The organism is Paraburkholderia caffeinilytica, from assembly GCF_003368325.1.
Classification (GTDB): Bacteria; Pseudomonadota; Gammaproteobacteria; order Burkholderiales; family Burkholderiaceae; genus Paraburkholderia; species Paraburkholderia caffeinilytica.
Genome location: NZ_CP031467.1, coordinates 1,602,856 through 1,621,294, shown reverse-complemented (window position 1 = coordinate 1,621,294; position 18,439 = coordinate 1,602,856). Strand labels below are relative to the sequence as shown.

The following is an 18,439-nucleotide window of genomic DNA, read 5'->3' as shown; positions in this document are numbered from 1 at the left end:
GGCCATGCGCAGAAAAAACGCGGCCCAAAACAAAAAACCGCCAAGCAAGCTGGGCGGTTTTTCGAGCCTTGAACTAACAAGGCAAATCTGGTCGGGGTGAGAGGATTCGAACCTCCGGCCTCTACGTCCCGAACGTAGCGCTCTACCAGGCTAAGCTACACCCCGATTCGTACTGCTGGACTCTTACGGTGTTTCAGTCTAGTTCAAGACTGTCTTGCCGTCGAGTAAGAACATAATTCTAGCAGGCTATCTTTGAAAATGGAATCGGGAAATGAAGAAATTGCTGCGGCGGCTGCCTGCGCTTCCTGCTTGGCGCACTCGAGTGTGTGGTCCAGCGCGCCGGAACGCGTGATCGCTTCGAAAATCGTGTCAAAACGGTCCGTACCGCCTTGCTCGATGGCTTCCCGCGCGAGCGCCGACTGCTCCGGCGTGCCGCGTTCGATCAGATAAATCAGCGGGAGCGTGGGTTTGCCTTCGCGCAGATCGTCACCGGCGTTTTTGCCCATCGATTCAGCGGTGCCCGTGTAGTCGAGCCAATCGTCCATGATCTGGAACGCGGTGCCGATGCGGCGGCCGAATTCCGCCGCGGCGGCTTCGGTTTTCGCATCCGAACCGGCCAGCACGGCGCCGAGTTGGGCCGCGGCTTCGAACAATTTGGCGGTTTTGTAGCGGATCACCTGCATGTAGCGCGCTTCGTCCACGTCGGCGTCATGCATGTTCAGCAACTGCAGCACTTCGCCCTCGGAGATGATGTTGGTCGCCTCCGAGAGGATTTCCATCACGCGCATCTTGCCCACGCCGACCATCATCTGGAACGAGCGCGAGTACAGGAAATCGCCCACCAGCACGCTCGCAGCGTTGCCGAACAGCGCATTGGCCGTCTGGCGGCCGCGCCGCAGATCGGATTCGTCGACCACGTCGTCGTGCAGCAGCGTGGCCGTGTGGATGAATTCCACCACCGCGGCCAGTTCGTGCCGATGCCCGGTGGTTTCACCGAGCGCACCCGCCACCAGCAGCAGCAGCGCGGGCCGCAGCCGCTTGCCTCCGGCGCTGATGATGTACTCGGAGATCTGATTGATCAGCATCACGTCGGACGCCAGACGGTGCCGTATGACGCGATTGACCTGCTGCATGTCTTCGGCGATCGGAGCGAGCAGGCTGGCGGCGTTGGAGGAGGGGGTGGCAGTCGACGACATGATGGCTGAATTGGGTAGTGCCGCGAATTATAAGGCGAATCGCGATAGTTCCGGGTCGCAGGCTGCGCTACGGCGCGACGGAGGCAGCGGCAGGGCCGCGTACCGGCACTGGACGGCAAGGCGCCGGGCGGTGCGCGCGGCAACTCTCAATGAGTTTTGACCGAGTAGCTAACTCTATGTATAATCACGGGTTTCCGCGCGCGGTGCGTGGGAAAAATGAACACAGAGTGAGGTTCTCAATGTACGCGGTCATAAAAACCGGTGGCAAGCAGTATAAAGTTGCCGTCGGCGAAAAACTTAAAGTAGAACAGATACCGGCAGACATTGACGCTGAAATCACGCTCGACCAGGTTCTCGCAGTGGGCGAAGGCGAATCGATTAAGTTCGGTACGCCGCTGGTCAGTGGGGCTTCCGTCAAGGCTACCGTCGTGTCGCAAGGTCGTCACGCAAAAGTGACCATCTTCAAGATGCGTCGCCGGAAGCACTACCAGAAGCATGGCGGCCACCGCCAGAACTATACCGAACTGCGCATCGACGCGATCAACGCGTAAGCGCACCGGTTAAGGAGCAAATCAAATGGCACACAAAAAGGCAGGCGGATCATCCCGCAACGGCCGCGACTCTGAATCGAAGCGTCTCGGCGTCAAGGTCTACGGCGGTCAGGCCATCAACGCTGGCGGCATCATCGTTCGCCAACGCGGCACGCGCATGCACCCGGGCGAAAACGTCGGTATCGGCAAGGATCACACCTTGTTCGCGCTGACGGACGGCCACGTCAATTTCTCGACGAAGGGCGCAGCGAAGAAGCACGTGGTCAACGTCGTCCCGGCAGCAGTCTGAGTTTAATCAGGCACGGGCTTCAGGACCGGAAAAAGGCCCCGCGAAGTTCGCGGGGCTTTTTTTATTGCGGCGCTCTCTGCCGGAAGAACTGGCAGACCGAATGGCCATGTCGGCATGGTTAGCCGATCGGCTGATTGCTCACCACAAGGCGGGCGCGGCAAAATAGCAGCATCTGAAAGCATCAACCCAGCAGCACCATCTAGCAGTACACCACGGGACGGAGTTACGCATGAAGTTCATTGACGAAGCGAGGATTGAAGTCATCGCCGGCGACGGAGGGGATGGCAGCGCGTCGATGCGCCGCGAGAAATTCGTTCCGTTCGGCGGCCCGGACGGCGGCGATGGCGGCCGGGGCGGCAGCGTGATCGCGGTTGCAGACCGCAACATCAACACGCTGATCGACTACCGCTACGCGAAAAAACATTTGGCGCGCAACGGCGAAAACGGCCGCGGCGCGGACTGCTACGGCAAGGGCGGCGACGATATCACGCTGCGCATGCCGGTCGGCACGACCATCACCGACATGGAAACCGGCGAGCTGATCGCCGACTTGACCGAGCACAACCAGAGCGTGCAGATCGCGCAAGGCGGCGCGGGCGGTCTCGGTAACCTGCATTTCAAATCCAGTACGAACCGCGCGCCGCGTCAGAAAACCGACGGCAAGCCTGGCGAGCGCCGCATGGTACGCCTCGAATTGAAAGTGCTGGCCGATGTCGGTCTGCTCGGCATGCCGAATGCCGGCAAGTCGACTTTTATCTCGTCGGTGTCGAACGCGCGGCCGAAGATCGCGGACTATCCGTTCACGACGCTCGCGCCGAATCTCGGCGTGGTGCGCGTCGGTCCGAGCCGCAGCTTCGTGATCGCCGACATTCCCGGTTTGATTGAAGGCGCGGCGGAAGGCGCCGGCCTGGGGCACCAGTTCCTGCGCCACTTGCAGCGCACGGGCTTGCTGCTGCATATCGTCGACCTCGCACCGTTCGACGAGACGGTCGATCCGGTCGCGGAAGCCAAGGCGATCGTCAACGAGTTGCGCAAATACGACGAGCTGCTTTATGAGAAGCCGCGCTGGCTGGTGCTCAATAAGCTCGACATGGTGCCGGAGGACGAGCGCGAAGCGCGGGTGTCGGCCTTCCTCGAAGGCTTCGGCTGGGACGGCCCGGTGTTCGAAATCTCGGCGCTGACCGGCCAGGGTTGCGAGAGTCTTTGCTACGCGGTGTATGACCACATCGCCGCCCATTCGGACGCGCAGCGCGCGGCTGAAGCCGAAGATCTCGCTGCCGACGTGCGCTTCCGCGAAAAGCCGGAAGCGGCGGACGACTCGCGCGTCGACCCGCAGCAATAACAAGCCTGAGCGCCGGCGCCTGCAAGGGCTGCCGGCATGCATGACGCGTCATCTTGGGAGACCGCGCACAATGCGTTCCGTTATCGCAGATTCACGGCGATTGGTAGTGAAAGTCGGCTCGAGCCTCGTCACGAATGACGGGCGCGGCCTCGATCATGCTGCGATCGGCCGCTGGGCCGCGCAGATTGCCGCTCTGCGCGCGCAAGGCAAGGAAGTGGTGCTGGTCAGTTCAGGCGCCATTGCCGAAGGGATGCAGCGGCTCGGCTGGACTAAGCGGCCACGCGAAATCGACGAATTGCAGGCGGCCGCGGCTGTCGGTCAAATGGGTCTCGCACAAGTCTACGAAAGCCGTTTTGCCGAACATTCGATCCAGACCGCACAGATTCTGCTGACTCACGCCGACCTGGCCGACCGCGAGCGCTATCTGAACGCGCGGTCCACGTTACTGACGCTGCTGCGGCTGGGCGTCGTGCCGATCATCAACGAGAACGACACGGTCGTCACCGACGAAATCAAGTTCGGCGACAACGATACGCTAGGCGCCTTGGTCGCCAATCTGATCGAAGGCGATGCGCTCATTATCCTCACGGATCAGCAGGGGCTTTTCACTGCCGACCCGCGCAAGGATCCAAACGCAACGCTCGTCCAGCAGGCCGACGCCGGTGCGCCGGAACTCGAAGCCATGGCGGGCGGCGCGGGTTCGAGCCTGGGCCGCGGCGGCATGCTGACCAAGATTCTTGCCGCTAAACGCGCGGCGCACAGCGGCGCCAATACGGTGATCGCGAGCGGGCGTGAAGCAGATGTGTTGTCCCGGCTGGCTTCGGGCGAGGCGATCGGCACGCAGTTGATCGCGCGCACGGCACGCATGGCCGCGCGCAAGCAATGGATGGCCGATCACCTGCAGGTGCGCGGCCACGTGGTGATCGACGATGGCGCAGTCGAAAAGCTGACCGAAGGCGGCAAGAGCTTGCTGCCGATCGGTATCGTCGGCGTGCAGGGCGCGTTTGCGCGTGGCGAAGTGATCGCATGCCTGAGCGCGGCAGGGCGTGAAGTCGCGCGGGGCCTGACGAACTACAGCAGCGCGGAGACCAAGCTGATCCAGCGGCGTCCGAGCGGCGACATTGAATCGGTGCTCGGTTATATGCTCGAGCCTGAGGTGATTCATCGCGACAATCTTGTGCTGGTCTGACTCCCGAGCAAGATTCGCGCGACAGAAAAAAGCCGTTCCAGCGTGAGCTGGAACGGCTTTTTCACGCTCGCGGCGGCTTCCACTTTCGAGGAAGTCCGCTCGCGAAAACTGCGTTAGTGAATCAGCGAGGTCTGCGTGCGCTTGTAGCGGATGTTCTCGACAATCTGCTTTGCGTTGCCCGTGGGTATTTTGTTCGCGCACAGATAGTCCTGATACAGCGATGCCTGATAGGCGTTCAGCGCGCCGTTCTCGATGCGTCTGAAGTCGTTGGCGACGGTTTGATCCCAGCCGTCGTGATCGGCGTTCAGCCCCGCGTACTGGCGCCACTCGTATGTGTCGCAGCGAATCCCTTCGTAGTTCACATTGCGCGCGCCGCTTGGACTCGTGACGACGACGGTGTAGCGCACCACGCCGTCGGTGCCGACGCTAAGCGAATTTTTATCGATCGCGAACTGCAGCGGCGTGTTGCCGGAAACGTCGAAGGGCAGAAGATTCGAGTCTTGGGGCAGCGGCGGCAAGGTGTCCACCTTGTTCTCTACCCAGTTGCTCGGCCGGTCCAGCAGGTAGGCAAACGCGCTGTCGTCTTTGTTGGTGGGTTTGCCGGCGCTCGAACATCCAGCCAGCAGGGCGCCGGTGGCGACGCACGCCACGACGAGAGCAAATGCTTTCAATATGGTTTCCTCGAAATACGGGTGCGGCTCATTGAGCCGCACCCGCAGAGGCGGCATGGACAGCCGCACAGGATTGTTAATTGCGCACGCCAGGGCGGAACAGCGAGCTGGCGGTTTCGCGCTCCGATTCGTCTTCGGGTTCCGGCGCGGAGCCAACTTCGGCAACCGACCCGGACTCCGGACCGCAATCAGACGCGATCGTCGTGTGAATTGACGTTTCGATGCTGAGGGTGGTCACCGAGGCGGTGACCGTCATCATTGTCGAATCCGGCGGACTTTCCATCGACGACGCTATCCGGGGATAACGCGGCCCATGGTGCCCGCCAGGTTTTTCCGCACGCGGCGCAGCCCGGCGCATGAAACGGGATAGCTCCGTCAGCGCCAACTGATATACATCCCGCTTGAACTCGATCACACAGTCGAGCGGCACCCAGTACTCGTTCCAGCGCCACGCATCGAACTCAGGGTGGTCGGTGGCGCGCAAGCATATGTCGCAATCGCGTCCAACCATCCGGAGCAAAAACCAGATTTGTTTCTGGCCGCGGTAATGACCGCGTACTTCGCGCTTGATGAACTTGTCAGGCACCTCGTAACGCAACCAGTCGCGCGTGCGACCAATCACCTTGACGTGCTCAGGGAGCAGCCCGGTCTCTTCGTGTAACTCCCGATACATCGCTTGCACGGGGGTCTCTCCGTACTTGATGCCCCCTTGCGGAAACTGCCAGGAATGTTCACGGAGCCGTTTGCCCCAAAACACCTCGTTGTGCGCGTTCAAGAGGATGATGCCGACGTTCGGGCGAAAGCCTTCACGATCCAGCATACAACCACCTTCGAATCCTTTAAAATTGCTTTGATTATAAACAGATAACGGACCCGACGCACCGATTCGCACCAGATTGGAACGATTCGCCGCAAAAGGCCCGCGTTTGCGGTAGCCTGTCAGTCTTTCCGTGCCTTATCCCTTGCTGCAAAGGCTTTGCGCGGTGGCTTCGGCGCCGCGATCGGGGCGGTTTTGCCGGGGTTTTGCCTGGTATGCGCAGGCTGTTTGCCAGGTCCGAGCTGGATTTTTGGCCAGACTTTGGCCGGATATGCGGCGAGTTCGTGCCGGCGCGAGGCCGGGTCTGTGTCGGTTTCCCCACCGTTTTCACCTTTCGGGCGGTCCCTCCGGAGCCGCCGCTTTTGGAAAATCTGAATGAAAGCTTCCCGTTTCTTTATCGGCACGCTGAAAGAAGCGCCCGCCGACGCCGAGATCGTCAGCCACAAGCTCATGGTGCGCGCCGGCATGATCCGCCGCGTCGCCGGTGGCATCTATAACTACCTGCCGGTCGGGCTGCGTTCGATCCGCAAGGTGGAAGCCATCGTGCGCGAAGAAATGAACCGGGCAGGCGCGATCGAACTGTTGATGCCGTCGGTACAGCCGGCCGAACTGTGGCAGGAATCGGGCCGCTGGGAAAAGTACGGCCCCGAGCTGCTGCGCTTCAAGGATCGCAAGCAATCCGATTTTGTGCTCGGACCGACCCATGAAGAAGTGGTGACGGATATCGCGCGTGGCCAGATCAAGAGCTATCGCCAGTTGCCGGTGAATTTCTATCAGATCCAGACGAAGTTCCGCGACGAAATCCGTCCGCGCTTCGGCGTGATGCGCGGCCGCGAGTTCATCATGAAAGACGCGTACTCGTTCGACAAGGACGCGGAAGGTCTGCGCGAGTCGTATCGCAAGATGTACGAGGCGTACGTGCGTGTCTTCACGCGCCTCGGTCTGGATTTCCGCGCCGTGGCAGCGGACAACGGTTCGATCGGCGGCAGCGGCTCGCATGAGTTCCACGTGATCGCCGAGACCGGCGAAGACGCGATCGCCTATTGCCCGACCTCGGATTTCGCCGCGAATGTCGAAGCGGCCGAAGCGCTGCCGCTTTACAAGGAGCGCGCGGCACCGACCGAAGAGATGAAGAAGACGGCAACGCCGGGTAAAGCGAAGTGCGAGGCCGTGGCCGAGCTGCTGAACATTCCGCTCGAGCGCACGATCAAGTCGATCATTCTCGCCACGGAAAACGAAGGCGCCGAGCCGACCATCTGGTTGCTGATGCTGCGCGGCGATCACGATCTGAACGAGATCAAGGCAAGCAAGCTGCCGGGTCTGGCGGACTTCCGCATGGCGACCGAAGCCGAGATCATCGAGACCTTCGGCACGCCGCCTGGTTACCTCGGTCCGATCAACACGAAGAAGCCGATCAAGGTCGTCGCGGATCGCACGGTCGCGAACATGAGCGACTTCGTGGTGGGCACGAACGAAGTGGATTACCACACCACTGGTGTGAACTGGGGCCGCGATCTGCCGGAGCCGGTCGTCGCCGATATCCGCAATGTGAAGAAGGGCGATCCGTCGCCGGACGGCAAGGGCCTGATCGACATCTGCCGCGGCATTGAAGTCGGCCACGTGTTCCAGCTCGGCACGAAGTATTCGGAAGCGATGAACGCGACCTGTCTCGACGAAACCGGCAAGCCGCAGCCGATGGAAATGGGCTGCTACGGTATCGGCATCACACGTATTCTGGGCGCGGCGATCGAACAGAACTTCGACGACAAGGGCATCATCTGGCCGGAGTCGATCGCGCCGTTCGAGGTCGTGCTGTGCCCGATGGGTTACGACCGCAGCGAAGCCGTGCGTGAGCAGGCCGACAAGCTGTACGCGGAGTTGGTCGAAGCGGGTGTCGACGTGATCCTTGACGATCGCGGCGAGCGCCCGGGCGTGATGTTTGCCGACTGGGAGCTTATCGGCGTGCCGCATCGTCTGGTGATCGGCGATCGTGGCCTGAAGGACGGCAAGCTCGAGTATCAAGGCCGCCGCGATGCCGAAGCAACGCTGCTGCCGGTCGAAGACGCCGCCCAAACGGTGATCGGCAAGGTTCGCGCCGCGTTGGCCCGCTAAGCGGAGCGGACGGTGGAGTACACCTTCCTGTCCGCGACGATCCTGCTGATTCTGATCACAGACCCGCTCGGCAACATTCCGCTCTTTATCAGTTGCCTGCGGGGCGTGTCGCCGAAGCGGCGCACGATCGTCATCCTGCGTGAAGTGGCGATCGCCTTTGCGATCCTGCTGATCTTCATGGTGGTCGGCGACGGTTTTCTGCGCATGATGAGTCTGACCGACCAGTCATTGCGTATCGGCGGCGGGATCGTGCTGTTTCTGATCGCGCTCAGGATGGTGTTTCCGCATCCGGACGGGCCGTTCGGCAACGACACGCGCGGCGGCGAGCCGCTGATCGTCCCGTTGGCCATTCCGGCATTGGCAGGCCCGTCGGCGCTCGCAACGGTGATGCTGCTGACGTCGCAGGCGCCCGGCAAGATGTTCGAGTGGATCGGCGCGCTGACTGTCACGATGATCGTCTGCGCGATCGTGCTGATGCTGGCGGAGCGGATTCAGGCGTGGCTCGGCGAGCGCGCGATGATGGCCTTCGAACGGCTGATGGGATTGGTGCTGGTGGCGATCTCGGTTGAAATGATGCTCGGCGGTATTCGCTCTTTTGTGCATCAACTTTGAGCAAGCTCCAGTGCGGAGTTCGGCACGCCGGCGCAGCAGTGGTATCGCCATCACCAGCCCGGCAAACAAAAAGCGGCCCGCAAGCCGCTTTTTTTACGCCGATGCGCGCCGTAAAAAGGCGCCGCCAAAACAACCCGGCCTTAAGCGCCGTCGGTCAGCGCCCGAATGGTCGGCAGGTTGCGCCAGTAGCCTTTGGCGTCCATCCCGCAACCGAACACGTAGCGGTCCGGCACTTCGAAACCGCAGTAATCCGGGCGCAGCGGCTTGACCTTCGGAATGATCTTCTCGCACAGCACCGCGCTCAGGAAGCGCTTCGCGCCCATTGCGAGGATGCGGTCGCGGATCGCGGCCATGGTCTCGCCTTCGTCGAGGATGTCGTCGAGCACCAGCACGACGCGATCCTTCACCGACTCAGCCGGCGCCACGCGCCATTGCATCTCGTTGCCACCCTTGGTGGTGTTGCGGTAGCGGGTCAGGTGGATGTAGTCGAACTCGAGCGGGAAATCGAGGTGCGGCAACAACATGCCGGTGAACACTGCCGCGCCGCCCATCACCGACAGCACGAGCGGGAAGTCTTCGCTCATCTCATCGCGGATGGCGGCCGCCATGCCGCTGATCGACGCGTTGACGTCGTCGGCCGAAACGATTTCTTCGGAGTGGCTAAAAATGTGGAGAGCTTCTTCGCGGTTCATGACGTCTGACGGGCGGTAACTGTATACATAGTGTGGGTGAGAACGGCGGTGTGCGGTACAGAATAAACCCGCACAAATCCGGAGTCAGCCGCGCGTGCCGTTGTCCGTGCACGGAAGCACGCGCGCCGCCGTCTTGCTAAAGCTTAGCGCATGCCGGGCATCATGCCCTTCATGCCGCGCATCATCTTTTGCAGATTGCCGCCCTTCAGCTTTTTCATCATCGTGCGCATCTGGTCGTACTGATTGAGCATGCGGTTGACTTCCTGCACCTGCACGCCCGCGCCGGCGGCAATGCGGCGTTTGCGGGTGGCCTTGATCAGCTCGGGCTTGGCGCGCTCCAACGGCGTCATCGAATTGATGATGCCTTCCATGCGGCGCATCTGCGATTCGGCCATGCCCATATTGGCGCCGGCCGCTGCCTGCTGGAACTGCGCGGGCAGCTTGTCCATCAGCGACGACAGGCCGCCCATGCTCTTCATCTGCGTGAGTTGCGCGCGGAAATCGTTGAGGTCGAAGTCGCCGCCTTTCTTGACCTTGTCGGCGAGCTTCTGCGCGGCCTGGACATCCACGCCGCGTTGCGCTTCTTCGACGAGGGCGAGAATGTCGCCCATGCCGAGAATCCGGTTCGCCATTCGATCCGGATAGAAAACTTCGAGGCCGTCGAGCTTCTCGGCGACGCCGACAAACTTGATCGGCTTGCCCGTCACGTGACGCACGGAGAGCGCGGCACCACCGCGGGAGTCGCCGTCGAGCTTGGTGAGGACGACGCCGGTGAGCGGCAATGCGTCGCTAAAGGCCTTCGCGGTGTTGACCGCATCCTGGCCGAGCATCGCGTCGACGACGAACAGCGTTTCCGCCGGTTTCAGCGTGCTGTGCAGCGCGGCGATCTCCTGCATCATCGCTTCGTCGATACCCAGACGGCCGGCCGTGTCGACCAGCAGCACGTCGTGGTAGTGGCGCTTGGCCCAATCCACCGCGGCGATCGCGATATCCACCGGCTTCTGATCCGGTTCCGACGGGAAGAAGTCCGCGCCGACCTGCTCGGTCACCGTCTTCAACTGCGCGATAGCAGCCGGGCGGTAGACGTCGCACGACACGGTGAGAACCTTCTTCTTGTACTTCTCGCGCAGGAGCTTGGCGAGCTTGCCGACCGTGGTCGTTTTGCCGGCGCCTTGCAGGCCCGCCATCAGGATGACGGCCGGCGGCGTGACGGCGAGATTCAGTTCGACCGCCTTGCCTTCATAGTCGCCGCCAATGATCGCGGTCAGCTCGCGCTGCACCACGCCGACCAGCGCCTGACCCGGCGACAGGCTGCTGATCACCTCCTCGCCGAGCGCTTTTTCCTTTACCTTGGCGATGAACTCGCGCACGACCGGCAGCGCCACGTCCGCCTCGAGGAGCGCGAGACGCACCTCGCGCAGCATTTCCTGGGTGTTCGCCTCGGTGAGCCGGGCTTCGCCGCGCAGCGTCTTGACGACGCGCGCCATCCGTTGAGTCAGATTATCGAGCATGGGGAGCGATGAACTGTGCGGCCGGAGCGGGGCGCGATGCGGGAGACGTCGCGGAGCAGGGGCCTAGTGTAAACTTCGAATATGGATATTGTACTGTATGCCCTCACTGCGCTCCTCTACGGCGGTCTCGCCGTGGTCGGATGGCGCTCGCACCGGCACGCCGCGTTGCGCCCCATGCTCGAGAGCGTGCCGCCGGTGCCCGTCGCTGCGGGCGCATTGACCTCATCGGCGGCCTCGGGCATGAGCACCTCGGGCCGCGCGCTGCTGTTTGTCGCGCTGCTCGCCCACGGCGCGCTGCTGCACACCACCATCTTTCCCCAAAACGCGATGGTGTTCGGCTTCGCGTTCGCGCTGTCGGCGATGTTCTGGCTCGGCGCCGGCATTTACTGGATCGAGAGCTTTTTCTTTCCGCTCGACGGCCTGCGCCTGCTGGTGTTGCCGCTCGCTTGCGTCGCCTCCTTATTGCCACTGGCGTTCAATGGCGTGCGCGTGCTGCCGTATTCGGCGGCGCCGATGTTCAAGCTGCACTTCCTGATCGCCAATATCGCGTACGGTTTGTTCGCGATCGCAGCGCTGCACGCGATTCTGATGCTGCTGGTCGAGCGGCGTCTGCATGCCATGCGCGGCGGCATGTCGCAACGCAATGCGGCTGCGGCGGGCAACGGCTGGCTGTCGAGCTGGCTCGATACCTTGCCGCCGCTGCTGACTCTTGAAAAGCTGCTGTTCCGTTTGATCGGCGCCGGCTTCGTGCTGCTCACGCTGACGCTGGTGTCGGGCATCCTGTTCAGCGAGCAGCTGGTCGACCGTGCCTTGCGGCTCGATCACAAGACGGTCTTCGCGATTCTTTCCTGGGTGATGTTCGGCGCGCTGCTGACTGCGCGCAAGGTTTCCGGCTGGCGCGGCCGCGCGGCATTGCGCTGGGTGCTGGCGTCGTTCGTCGCGTTGTTGCTGGCGTACGTAGGCAGCCGTTTTGTATTCGAGGTGCTGTTGCACCGTGCTGTAGTGTGAGTGTCCTGCCATGCGACAAATTTTTCTGCTGATCCTGTTGTTTATCGTTGGCCAGTGGCTGGTCAAGGCGCTGCGTCGTCATGACGCGCAAGCGTCGCAACGCACCGGCGCAGGCGCCAATGGCGCGGCGGGCGCCGGCGGTGCCAACGGTGCAAGAGGCCAGAGCGGGCCGAATGGCCGCGCGCGTGGGCCCAATGCGCGGCAAGCGCAGCCGCAGCTCGCCGAGCCGATGATCCGCTGCGCCGAGTGCGGCGTGCACGCGCCCAAGAGCGACTCCGTGGTGGTGGGCGGGCAGCCGTTCTGCAGCGCCGCGCACGCGCAGCGTCACGGCGCGCGTCCCACGGGCCGCGACGCTCGATGAGCGTCGCGTTCACCGTCGATGCCGACGGTTGGGTCGCCGCCGCACGCAAACTGCCCTCGCCGAATTTCGAAGCGAGGCCCGAAGGGGCCGTGCCGACGCTGATCGTCGTCCACAACATCAGCCTGCCGCCCAATGAGTTCGGCGGCACGGCGATCGCCGACCTGTTCCTGAACACACTCGACTGCGACGCTCACCCGTACTACGACTCGCATCTGCGCGGCGTGCGGGTGTCGGCGCATTTCGTGATTCATCGCGACGGCGCGCTCGAGCAATTTGTGTCCTGCAACGAACGGGCATGGCACGCCGGCCCGTCGAATTTTTTCGGCCGCGAGCGCTGCAACGATTTCTCGATTGGCATCGAGCTGGAGGGCAGTGACACGACTGCTTTCGAAGCAGCGCAATACTGCACGCTCGGGGCGCTTGTGACGGCGCTCAAGGCTCGCTATCCGGTCGAAGGGCTCGCCGGTCACTCGGACATTGCCCCCGGCCGCAAGACCGATCCAGGGCCCTATTTCGAGTGGCAGCGTCTGCAGCGCGACACCGCGTTGGCGGATCGGTACTTCCCCTATCTCAAGTTTTCCAAAACGCCGTAACGACCTTCGCGCGCGTTCACGCGATGCGTGGAGAACAAGGCGCTGCCTTGTTCTCCGGGGAGTCGGCTGCGCGTCGCGCCATCCAAAAGTCAAGCCTCCGAAAGCAAATAAAACGATTTGACCTGTCCTGAAACTACACTATACTTGGTGCCAGAAATTCAGTTTCGCACTAGATCTTGTGTCTGGTGTGTATAACTCTGTGCATAACTGAGTGCATAAGTCCGCGGCGCCCCGCTCTCCGAGTACGGCGCCGCAAGCATTCCAGGCAGCGAAAAATTCCTGCGGCGTGGCGGGTCGAGAGAACCGGCAGCGTCCAGAAACATTCAGAAAAAGGCCAGCAAGTGATCGCGACACACGTGATGAAGACCGTTACCAATTCGAATCAGGCTTCATCGCTGTCGCATCCCGCCACCCGGCTCAGCCGGCCTTTTTCCTGCACCCCATCGCATGCGCACGCGGCGGCGCAGCGTTCGTTTTAATCCGCGGATCTTCCCGCAACATTTCCAGGACCAGGAGCTTTGCACATGCAAACCACCGACAACGTGACGACCCGGTACGAGGGCTCACCGACTGGCCAGGCCTTTGGCCAGGCACAAGGCGCACAAGCGCTCGCGCCGCAAGTGACCTACGCCGACTACAAGGTGATCCGTCGTAACGGCAGCGTGGTGTCGTTCGAGCCGTCGAAAATCGCCATTGCCGTGACGAAGGCATTTCTGGCCGTCAACGGTGGTCAAGGCGCGGCGTCGGCGCGCGTGCGCGAACTGGTCGAGCAACTTACGCAGAACGTGGTGCGCGCACTTGTGCGCAGCCGTCCGAACGGCGGCACGTTCCATATTGAAGACATCCAGGATCAGGTCGAACTCGCGCTGATGCGCGGCGGCGAGCACAACGTCGCGCGTGCGTACGTGCTGTATCGCGAGAAGCGCACGCAAGCCCGCGGTCATGACGAGCAGGTCGCCGCCAGCGCGCCGGGTCTGAACGTCACGGACAACGGCGTGACGCGCCCGCTCGATCTGGCTGCGCTGCGCGGCATCATCGAACTGGCTTGCTCGAACCTGGGCGACGCCGTGAGCGCCGATCCGATCATCGCGGAAACGGTCAAAAATCTGTACGACGGCGTGCCGATGACCCAGGTCTACGACTCGGCGATCCTGGCTGCCCGCACGATGATCGAAAAAGACCCGGCTTATAGCCAGGTCACCGCCCGCATCCTGCTGCACACGATCCGCCGCGAGATCCTCGAAGAGGAAGTCACGCAAACGGAAATGGGCGAGCGCTACGCCGAGTACTTCCCGCAATTCATCAAGCGCGGCGTGCAAGCCGAGCTGCTCGACGACAAGCTGCTGCAGTTCGACCTGAAGCGCCTCGGCGCCGCGCTCGACAACAACCGCGACCTGCAATTCGGCTACCTCGGCCTGCAAACACTGTACGACCGCTACTTCCTGCATCACGACGGCGTGCGCATCGAAATGCCGCAGGCATTCTTTATGCGTGTCGCGATGGGTCTGTCGCTGAACGAGATCGACCGCGAAGCGCGCGCGATCGAGTTTTACAACGTGCTGTCGAGCTTCGACTTCATGTCGTCCACGCCCACGCTGTTCAACTCGGGCACCCGCCGCTCGCAACTGTCGTCGTGCTACCTGACCACGGTCGACGACGACCTCGACGGCATCTACGAAGCGCTGAAGGAAAACGCGCTGCTGTCGAAGTTCGCCGGCGGTCTGGGCAACGACTGGACGCGCGTGCGTGCGCTCGGCTCGCACATCAAGGGCACCAACGGCAAGTCGCAAGGCGTCGTGCCGTTCCTGAAGGTCGTCAACGACACGGCGGTGGCGGTCAACCAGGGCGGCAAGCGCAAGGGCGCGGTCTGCGCGTACCTGGAAACGTGGCACCTGGACATCGAGGAATTCCTCGAGCTGCGCAAGAACACGGGCGACGACCGTCGCCGCACCCATGACATGAACACGGCGAACTGGATTCCCGACCTGTTCATGAAGCGCGTGCACGAAGGCGGCGACTGGACGCTGTTCTCGCCGTCCACCTGCCCGGACCTGCACGACAAGTTCGGTGCTGAGTTCGAAACGGCTTACACGGCTTACGAGGACAAGGTCGCGCGCGGCGAGATCAAGCTGTTCAAGAAGGTTCCGGCGGCGCAACTGTGGCGCAAGATGCTGGGCATGCTGTTCGAAACCGGCCACCCGTGGATCACGTTCAAGGATCCGTGCAATGTGCGCTCGCCGCAACAGCACGTCGGCGTCGTCCACTCGTCGAACCTGTGCACGGAAATCACGCTGAACACCAGCGACACCGAAATCGCCGTCTGCAACCTGGGCTCGGTGAACCTCGTCGCTCACCTGAAGGAACAGGCCGACGGCACCCTGGTGCTCGACCACGACAAGCTCAAGCGCACCGTCAGCGTCGCGATGCGCATGCTCGACAACGTGATCGACATCAATTACTACGCGGTGGCCAAGGCGCGTAACTCGAACCTGAAGCACCGCCCGGTCGGCATGGGCATCATGGGCTTCCAGGACTGCCTGCACCTGCTGCGCACGCCGTACGCGTCGCAAGAGGCGGTCGCGTTCGCCGATACGTCGATGGAAGCGGTTTGCTACTACGCTTACTACGCGTCGACCGAACTGGCGCAGGAGCGCGGCCGTTACTCCAGCTACCGCGGCTCGCTGTGGGATCGCGGCATCCTCCCGCAAGACTCGGTGAAGCTGCTGGCCGAAGCGCGCGGCGGGTATGTCGAAGTCGATTCGAGCGAATCGATGGACTGGACCGAACTGCGTTCGCGCATCGCCACCTACGGCATGCGCAACTCGAACTGCATCGCGATCGCGCCGACGGCGACGATCTCGAACATCATCGGCGTGTCGGCCTGTATCGAACCGACGTTCCAGAATCTGTATGTGAAGTCGAATCTGTCGGGCGAGTTCACGGTGGTCAACGACTACCTGGTGCGCGACCTGAAGGAACGCGGTCTGTGGGACGAAGTGATGGTCGCCGACCTGAAGTACTTCGACGGCACGCTGTCGCGCATCGACCGCATCCCGGCCGACCTGCGCGCGATCTACGCGACCGCGTTCGAAGTCGATCCGAAGTGGCTGGTCGAGGCGGCGTCGCGTCGTCAGAAGTGGATCGACCAGGCGCAGTCGCTGAACATCTATATGGGCGGCGCGTCGGGCAAGAAGCTCGACGAGATCTACAAGCTCGCATGGGTGCGCGGCCTGAAGACGACGTACTACCTCCGCACGATGGCAGCGACTCACGTCGAGAAGTCGACGGTGGCGCACGGCGCGCTGAACGCGGTGAGCTCGGGTGGTGGCGAAGGGTCGGGCGGTGCCGGTGGTGTCGGCGGTGGCGCGGCCGGCGGCTTCGGCGTGAGCGGCGGTGCAGCATCGGGCGGCATCCAGGTAGCGGCGGCAGCGCCCGCTGTTGCGGTCGAAGCAGCGCCGGAAGCGGACGGGCCGGTGTGCATGATGCGCCCGGGCGATCCTGGTTTCGACGAGTGCGAGGCTTGCCAGTAAGACGCGTGGCGATCGTTAGGCAAGCACGAAGCAGGCGGCAGGATCGCTGCCTGACTGAGGGCGGTAGGTAAAGACCCGCATGCAGCGATCGCCAGCCTGACAGAAGTGATGCACAAGCGAAGTGGATGAGCGGCGCGGCGAAACGAAATCGACGTTGCGCCGCTCGTCGAAAAGCAGCGAAGCACGGCAAGCAACCGAAGCCGTGAAGCGACAGACAAGCAGTAAGCGCGTAGTAGATGACGCAGTCAGCAATCGGCACCACAGACGAAGCGCTCGACATGAAGCGCTCAGCAAACGCTCCGGTCGATGGTCGGTCGACACAGCCGGCCCGATGCATCGCTCGACCTTGCATTGAACTTCACCTCGCCAGCACGGACGAGCAGGCAAGCACGAGGCAACCGCCGCGTCGGCGAGACAGCAGGAAGCAATCGCAAAACGCTGCAAGCACGCTCCGCAATACAGATAGATAGAGCAGCGAAACGTCGCTTCGACACGTTGCTCTTCGAGCTCGCGAAGCACCTCGACGACACGCGTTCAACACGCTTCACATGAGGCGATACACACAGTCTGTTGAACAAAGTGTTGTATGAACGTAGCAACGCGAATCGAAAACAGGATTTTTCATCAGCGAACTCTTTTATCGCTCGTGAAAAGATGGTACAAACCGTTCTAAATTGATGGTGACATTTATGCTCAACTGGGATGACGAGATCACTGCCGTAACTCCCTCGAGCGCTACGCAACAGAATGTGTTGCGCAACGCTGCGGGATCGGCTGTCGGTTCGCAAGTCGGAACGCGTTCCGCTCCTCATGCTCCCTCGGCTCAAGACATCTTCGCGAACGACATCGCTGTCGCTCCCGTCGCTCATGTGACCAACGCGGCAGCTGGAACGGCTGCCGTTTCGGAAGCGCGAGTCAATGTCGCCGACAAGCGCATCATCAACGGCCAGACCGACGTCAATCAGTTGGTGCCGTTCAAATACAAGTGGGCCTGGGAAAAGTATCTGGCTGGCTGCGCCAACCACTGGATGCCGCAAGAAGTGAACATGTCGCGCGACATCGCCCTCTGGAAAGACCCGAACGGTCTGACCGAAGACGAGCGCCGCATCGTCAAGCGCAACCTGGGCTTCTTCGTGACGGCCGATTCCCTCGCCGCCAACAATATCGTGCTGGGCACCTACCGCCACATTACGGCGCCCGAATGCCGCCAGTTCCTGCTGCGCCAGGCGTTCGAAGAGGCGATTCACACGCACGCTTACCAGTACATCGTCGAATCCCTGGGCCTCGACGAAGGCGAAATCTTCAACGCGTATCACGAGGTCCCCTCGATCCGCGCGAAAGACGAATTCCTGATTCCGTACATCCACGTGCTGACCGACCCGGCCTTCAAGACCGGCACGCTCGAGGCAGACCAGACCCTGCTGCGCTCGCTGATCGTGTTCGCCTGTGTGATGGAAGGCCTGTTCTTCTACGTCGGCTTTACGCAAATCCTGGCGCTGGGTCGTCAGAACAAGATGACCGGCGCGGCGGAACAGTACCAGTACATCCTGCGCGACGAGTCGATGCACTGCAACTTCGGCATCGACCTGATCAACCAGATCAAACTCGAAAACCCGCAACTCTGGACGGCTGAGTTCCGCGCGGAAATCCGCGAGATCTTCCAGCAAGCGGTCGAACTTGAATATCGTTACGCAGAAGATACGATGCCGCGCGGGGTGCTCGGCCTCAATGCGTCGATGTTCAAGAGCTATCTGCGCTTCATCTGCAACCGCCGTTGCCAGCAGATCGGTCTCGATCCGCTGTACCCGAACGAGGAAAACCCGTTCCCGTGGATGAGCGAGATGATCGACCTGAAGAAGGAACGCAACTTCTTCGAGACGCGAGTGATCGAATATCAGACTGGCGGCGCGCTGACCTGGGAGTGATCCGGGTTCGTGTCGCAGATGCATTCATTTTGGGGATGCC

16 protein-coding genes and 1 tRNA gene are annotated in these 18,439 nt (G+C 62.0%); 11 read left to right on the top strand and 6 right to left on the bottom strand.

Translation table 11 applies throughout. From position 1 onward, the window contains the following. Positions 1 to 88 precede the first annotated feature (88 nt). A tRNA-Pro gene (locus DSC91_RS23355) sits at positions 89 to 165 on the bottom strand. Positions 166 to 203: 38 nt separating this feature from the next. Then, entirely contained in the window at positions 204 to 1,196 is a 993-nt protein-coding gene (locus tag DSC91_RS23350) for a polyprenyl synthetase family protein (RefSeq protein ID WP_011489900.1), read from the bottom strand. A 239-nt stretch (positions 1,197 to 1,435) separates the two neighbouring features. Between DSC91_RS23350 and rplU the strand changes: the two genes are divergently transcribed. The 4 genes from rplU (at position 1,436) to proB (ending at position 4,567) form a co-directional block, all read left to right on the top strand. Continuing rightward, entirely contained in the window at positions 1,436 to 1,747 is a 312-nt protein-coding gene (gene rplU / locus DSC91_RS23345; RefSeq protein ID WP_007180329.1) for a 50S ribosomal protein L21, read from the top strand. 25 nt (positions 1,748 to 1,772) lie between these two features. Next, the gene (gene rpmA, locus DSC91_RS23340) at positions 1,773 to 2,036 is read left to right on the top strand and encodes a 50S ribosomal protein L27 (RefSeq protein WP_115781080.1); all 264 of its coding nucleotides are present in this window, start codon (positions 1,773 to 1,775) and stop codon (positions 2,034 to 2,036) included. Positions 2,037 to 2,265: 229 nt separating this feature from the next. Next, the gene (cgtA, locus tag DSC91_RS23335; RefSeq protein WP_115781079.1) at positions 2,266 to 3,378 is read left to right on the top strand and encodes an Obg family GTPase CgtA; all 1,113 of its coding nucleotides are present in this window, start codon (positions 2,266 to 2,268) and stop codon (positions 3,376 to 3,378) included. A gap of 70 nt (positions 3,379 to 3,448) precedes the next feature. Beyond that, positions 3,449 to 4,567: a glutamate 5-kinase gene (gene proB / locus DSC91_RS23330; RefSeq protein WP_093645233.1), complete on the top strand. Its 1,119-nt coding sequence runs from the start codon at positions 3,449 to 3,451 to the stop codon at positions 4,565 to 4,567. A gap of 113 nt (positions 4,568 to 4,680) precedes the next feature. On the opposite strand, the gene DSC91_RS23325 is transcribed toward proB, so the two are convergent. Next, positions 4,681 to 5,238, bottom strand: coding sequence for a CNP1-like family protein (locus DSC91_RS23325; protein ID WP_115783453.1), 558 nt, complete (start codon positions 5,236 to 5,238; stop codon positions 4,681 to 4,683). Positions 5,239 to 5,314: 76 nt separating this feature from the next. Beyond that, positions 5,315 to 6,058 carry an RNA pyrophosphohydrolase gene (locus DSC91_RS23320; RefSeq protein WP_115781078.1) on the bottom strand — a complete coding sequence of 248 codons (744 nt, stop codon included), beginning with the start codon at positions 6,056 to 6,058 and terminating at the stop codon, positions 5,315 to 5,317. Positions 6,059 to 6,430: 372 nt separating this feature from the next. Between DSC91_RS23320 and DSC91_RS23315 the strand changes: the two genes are divergently transcribed. Further along, positions 6,431 to 8,167 carry a proline--tRNA ligase gene (locus tag DSC91_RS23315; protein WP_115781077.1) on the top strand — a complete coding sequence of 579 codons (1,737 nt, stop codon included), beginning with the start codon at positions 6,431 to 6,433 and terminating at the stop codon, positions 8,165 to 8,167. A 12-nt stretch (positions 8,168 to 8,179) separates the two neighbouring features. Beyond that, positions 8,180 to 8,779 (top strand): MarC family protein, encoded by a 600-nt coding sequence (locus DSC91_RS23310; RefSeq protein WP_115781076.1) that lies wholly within the window; start codon positions 8,180 to 8,182, stop codon positions 8,777 to 8,779. Positions 8,780 to 8,919: 140 nt separating this feature from the next. Here the strand turns inward: DSC91_RS23310 and DSC91_RS23305 are convergent, their stop codons facing one another. Both DSC91_RS23305 and ffh read right to left on the bottom strand, forming a co-directional pair. Further along, on the bottom strand, positions 8,920 to 9,471 hold the full coding sequence (locus DSC91_RS23305) for a hypoxanthine-guanine phosphoribosyltransferase (protein WP_115781075.1): 552 nt from the start codon (positions 9,469 to 9,471) through the stop codon (positions 8,920 to 8,922). 143 nt (positions 9,472 to 9,614) lie between these two features. Then, positions 9,615 to 10,982, bottom strand: coding sequence for a signal recognition particle protein (gene ffh / locus DSC91_RS23300; RefSeq protein ID WP_115781074.1), 1,368 nt, complete (start codon positions 10,980 to 10,982; stop codon positions 9,615 to 9,617). Positions 10,983 to 11,063: 81 nt separating this feature from the next. Here ffh and DSC91_RS23295 point away from each other — a divergent pair, with 81 nt between their 5' ends. From DSC91_RS23295 to DSC91_RS23275, 5 genes are all read left to right on the top strand, one after another. Next, a complete protein-coding gene (locus DSC91_RS23295) occupies positions 11,064 to 11,990 on the top strand; it encodes a cytochrome C assembly family protein (RefSeq protein WP_115781073.1) in 927 nt (308 codons plus the stop codon). Positions 11,991 to 12,000: 10 nt separating this feature from the next. Then, entirely contained in the window at positions 12,001 to 12,351 is a 351-nt protein-coding gene (locus DSC91_RS23290) for a PP0621 family protein (RefSeq protein WP_115781072.1), read from the top strand. Then, positions 12,348 to 12,944: a 1,6-anhydro-N-acetylmuramyl-L-alanine amidase AmpD gene (gene ampD / locus DSC91_RS23285; RefSeq protein ID WP_115781071.1), complete on the top strand. Its 597-nt coding sequence runs from the start codon at positions 12,348 to 12,350 to the stop codon at positions 12,942 to 12,944. The genes DSC91_RS23290 and ampD overlap by 4 nt, the downstream gene beginning before the upstream one ends. 524 nt (positions 12,945 to 13,468) lie before the next feature. Then, a complete protein-coding gene (locus DSC91_RS23280; RefSeq protein WP_115781070.1) occupies positions 13,469 to 16,474 on the top strand; it encodes a ribonucleoside-diphosphate reductase subunit alpha in 3,006 nt (1,001 codons plus the stop codon). 689 nt (positions 16,475 to 17,163) lie between these two features. Next, positions 17,164 to 18,399, top strand: coding sequence for a ribonucleotide-diphosphate reductase subunit beta (locus DSC91_RS23275; RefSeq protein WP_115781069.1), 1,236 nt, complete (start codon positions 17,164 to 17,166; stop codon positions 18,397 to 18,399). The last annotated feature ends 40 nt before the right edge of the window (positions 18,400 to 18,439 follow it).

Coding starts and splice junctions, on each gene's coding strand:
- DSC91_RS23350 (WP_011489900.1), bottom strand. CDS start 1,196: ATGTCGTCGACTGCCACCCCCTCCTCCAACGCCGCCAGCCTGCTCGCT.
- rplU (WP_007180329.1), top strand. CDS start 1,436: ATGTACGCGGTCATAAAAACCGGTGGCAAGCAGTATAAAGTTGCCGTC.
- rpmA (WP_115781080.1), top strand. CDS start 1,773: ATGGCACACAAAAAGGCAGGCGGATCATCCCGCAACGGCCGCGACTCT.
- cgtA (WP_115781079.1), top strand. CDS start 2,266: ATGAAGTTCATTGACGAAGCGAGGATTGAAGTCATCGCCGGCGACGGA.
- proB (WP_093645233.1), top strand. CDS start 3,449: ATGCGTTCCGTTATCGCAGATTCACGGCGATTGGTAGTGAAAGTCGGC.
- DSC91_RS23320 (WP_115781078.1), bottom strand. CDS start 6,058: ATGCTGGATCGTGAAGGCTTTCGCCCGAACGTCGGCATCATCCTCTTG.
- DSC91_RS23315 (WP_115781077.1), top strand. CDS start 6,431: ATGAAAGCTTCCCGTTTCTTTATCGGCACGCTGAAAGAAGCGCCCGCC.
- DSC91_RS23305 (WP_115781075.1), bottom strand. CDS start 9,471: ATGAACCGCGAAGAAGCTCTCCACATTTTTAGCCACTCCGAAGAAATC.
- ffh (WP_115781074.1), bottom strand. CDS start 10,982: ATGCTCGATAATCTGACTCAACGGATGGCGCGCGTCGTCAAGACGCTG.
- DSC91_RS23295 (WP_115781073.1), top strand. CDS start 11,064: ATGGATATTGTACTGTATGCCCTCACTGCGCTCCTCTACGGCGGTCTC.
- DSC91_RS23290 (WP_115781072.1), top strand. CDS start 12,001: ATGCGACAAATTTTTCTGCTGATCCTGTTGTTTATCGTTGGCCAGTGG.
- ampD (WP_115781071.1), top strand. CDS start 12,348: ATGAGCGTCGCGTTCACCGTCGATGCCGACGGTTGGGTCGCCGCCGCA.
- DSC91_RS23280 (WP_115781070.1), top strand. CDS start 13,469: ATGCAAACCACCGACAACGTGACGACCCGGTACGAGGGCTCACCGACT.
- DSC91_RS23275 (WP_115781069.1), top strand. CDS start 17,164: ATGCTCAACTGGGATGACGAGATCACTGCCGTAACTCCCTCGAGCGCT.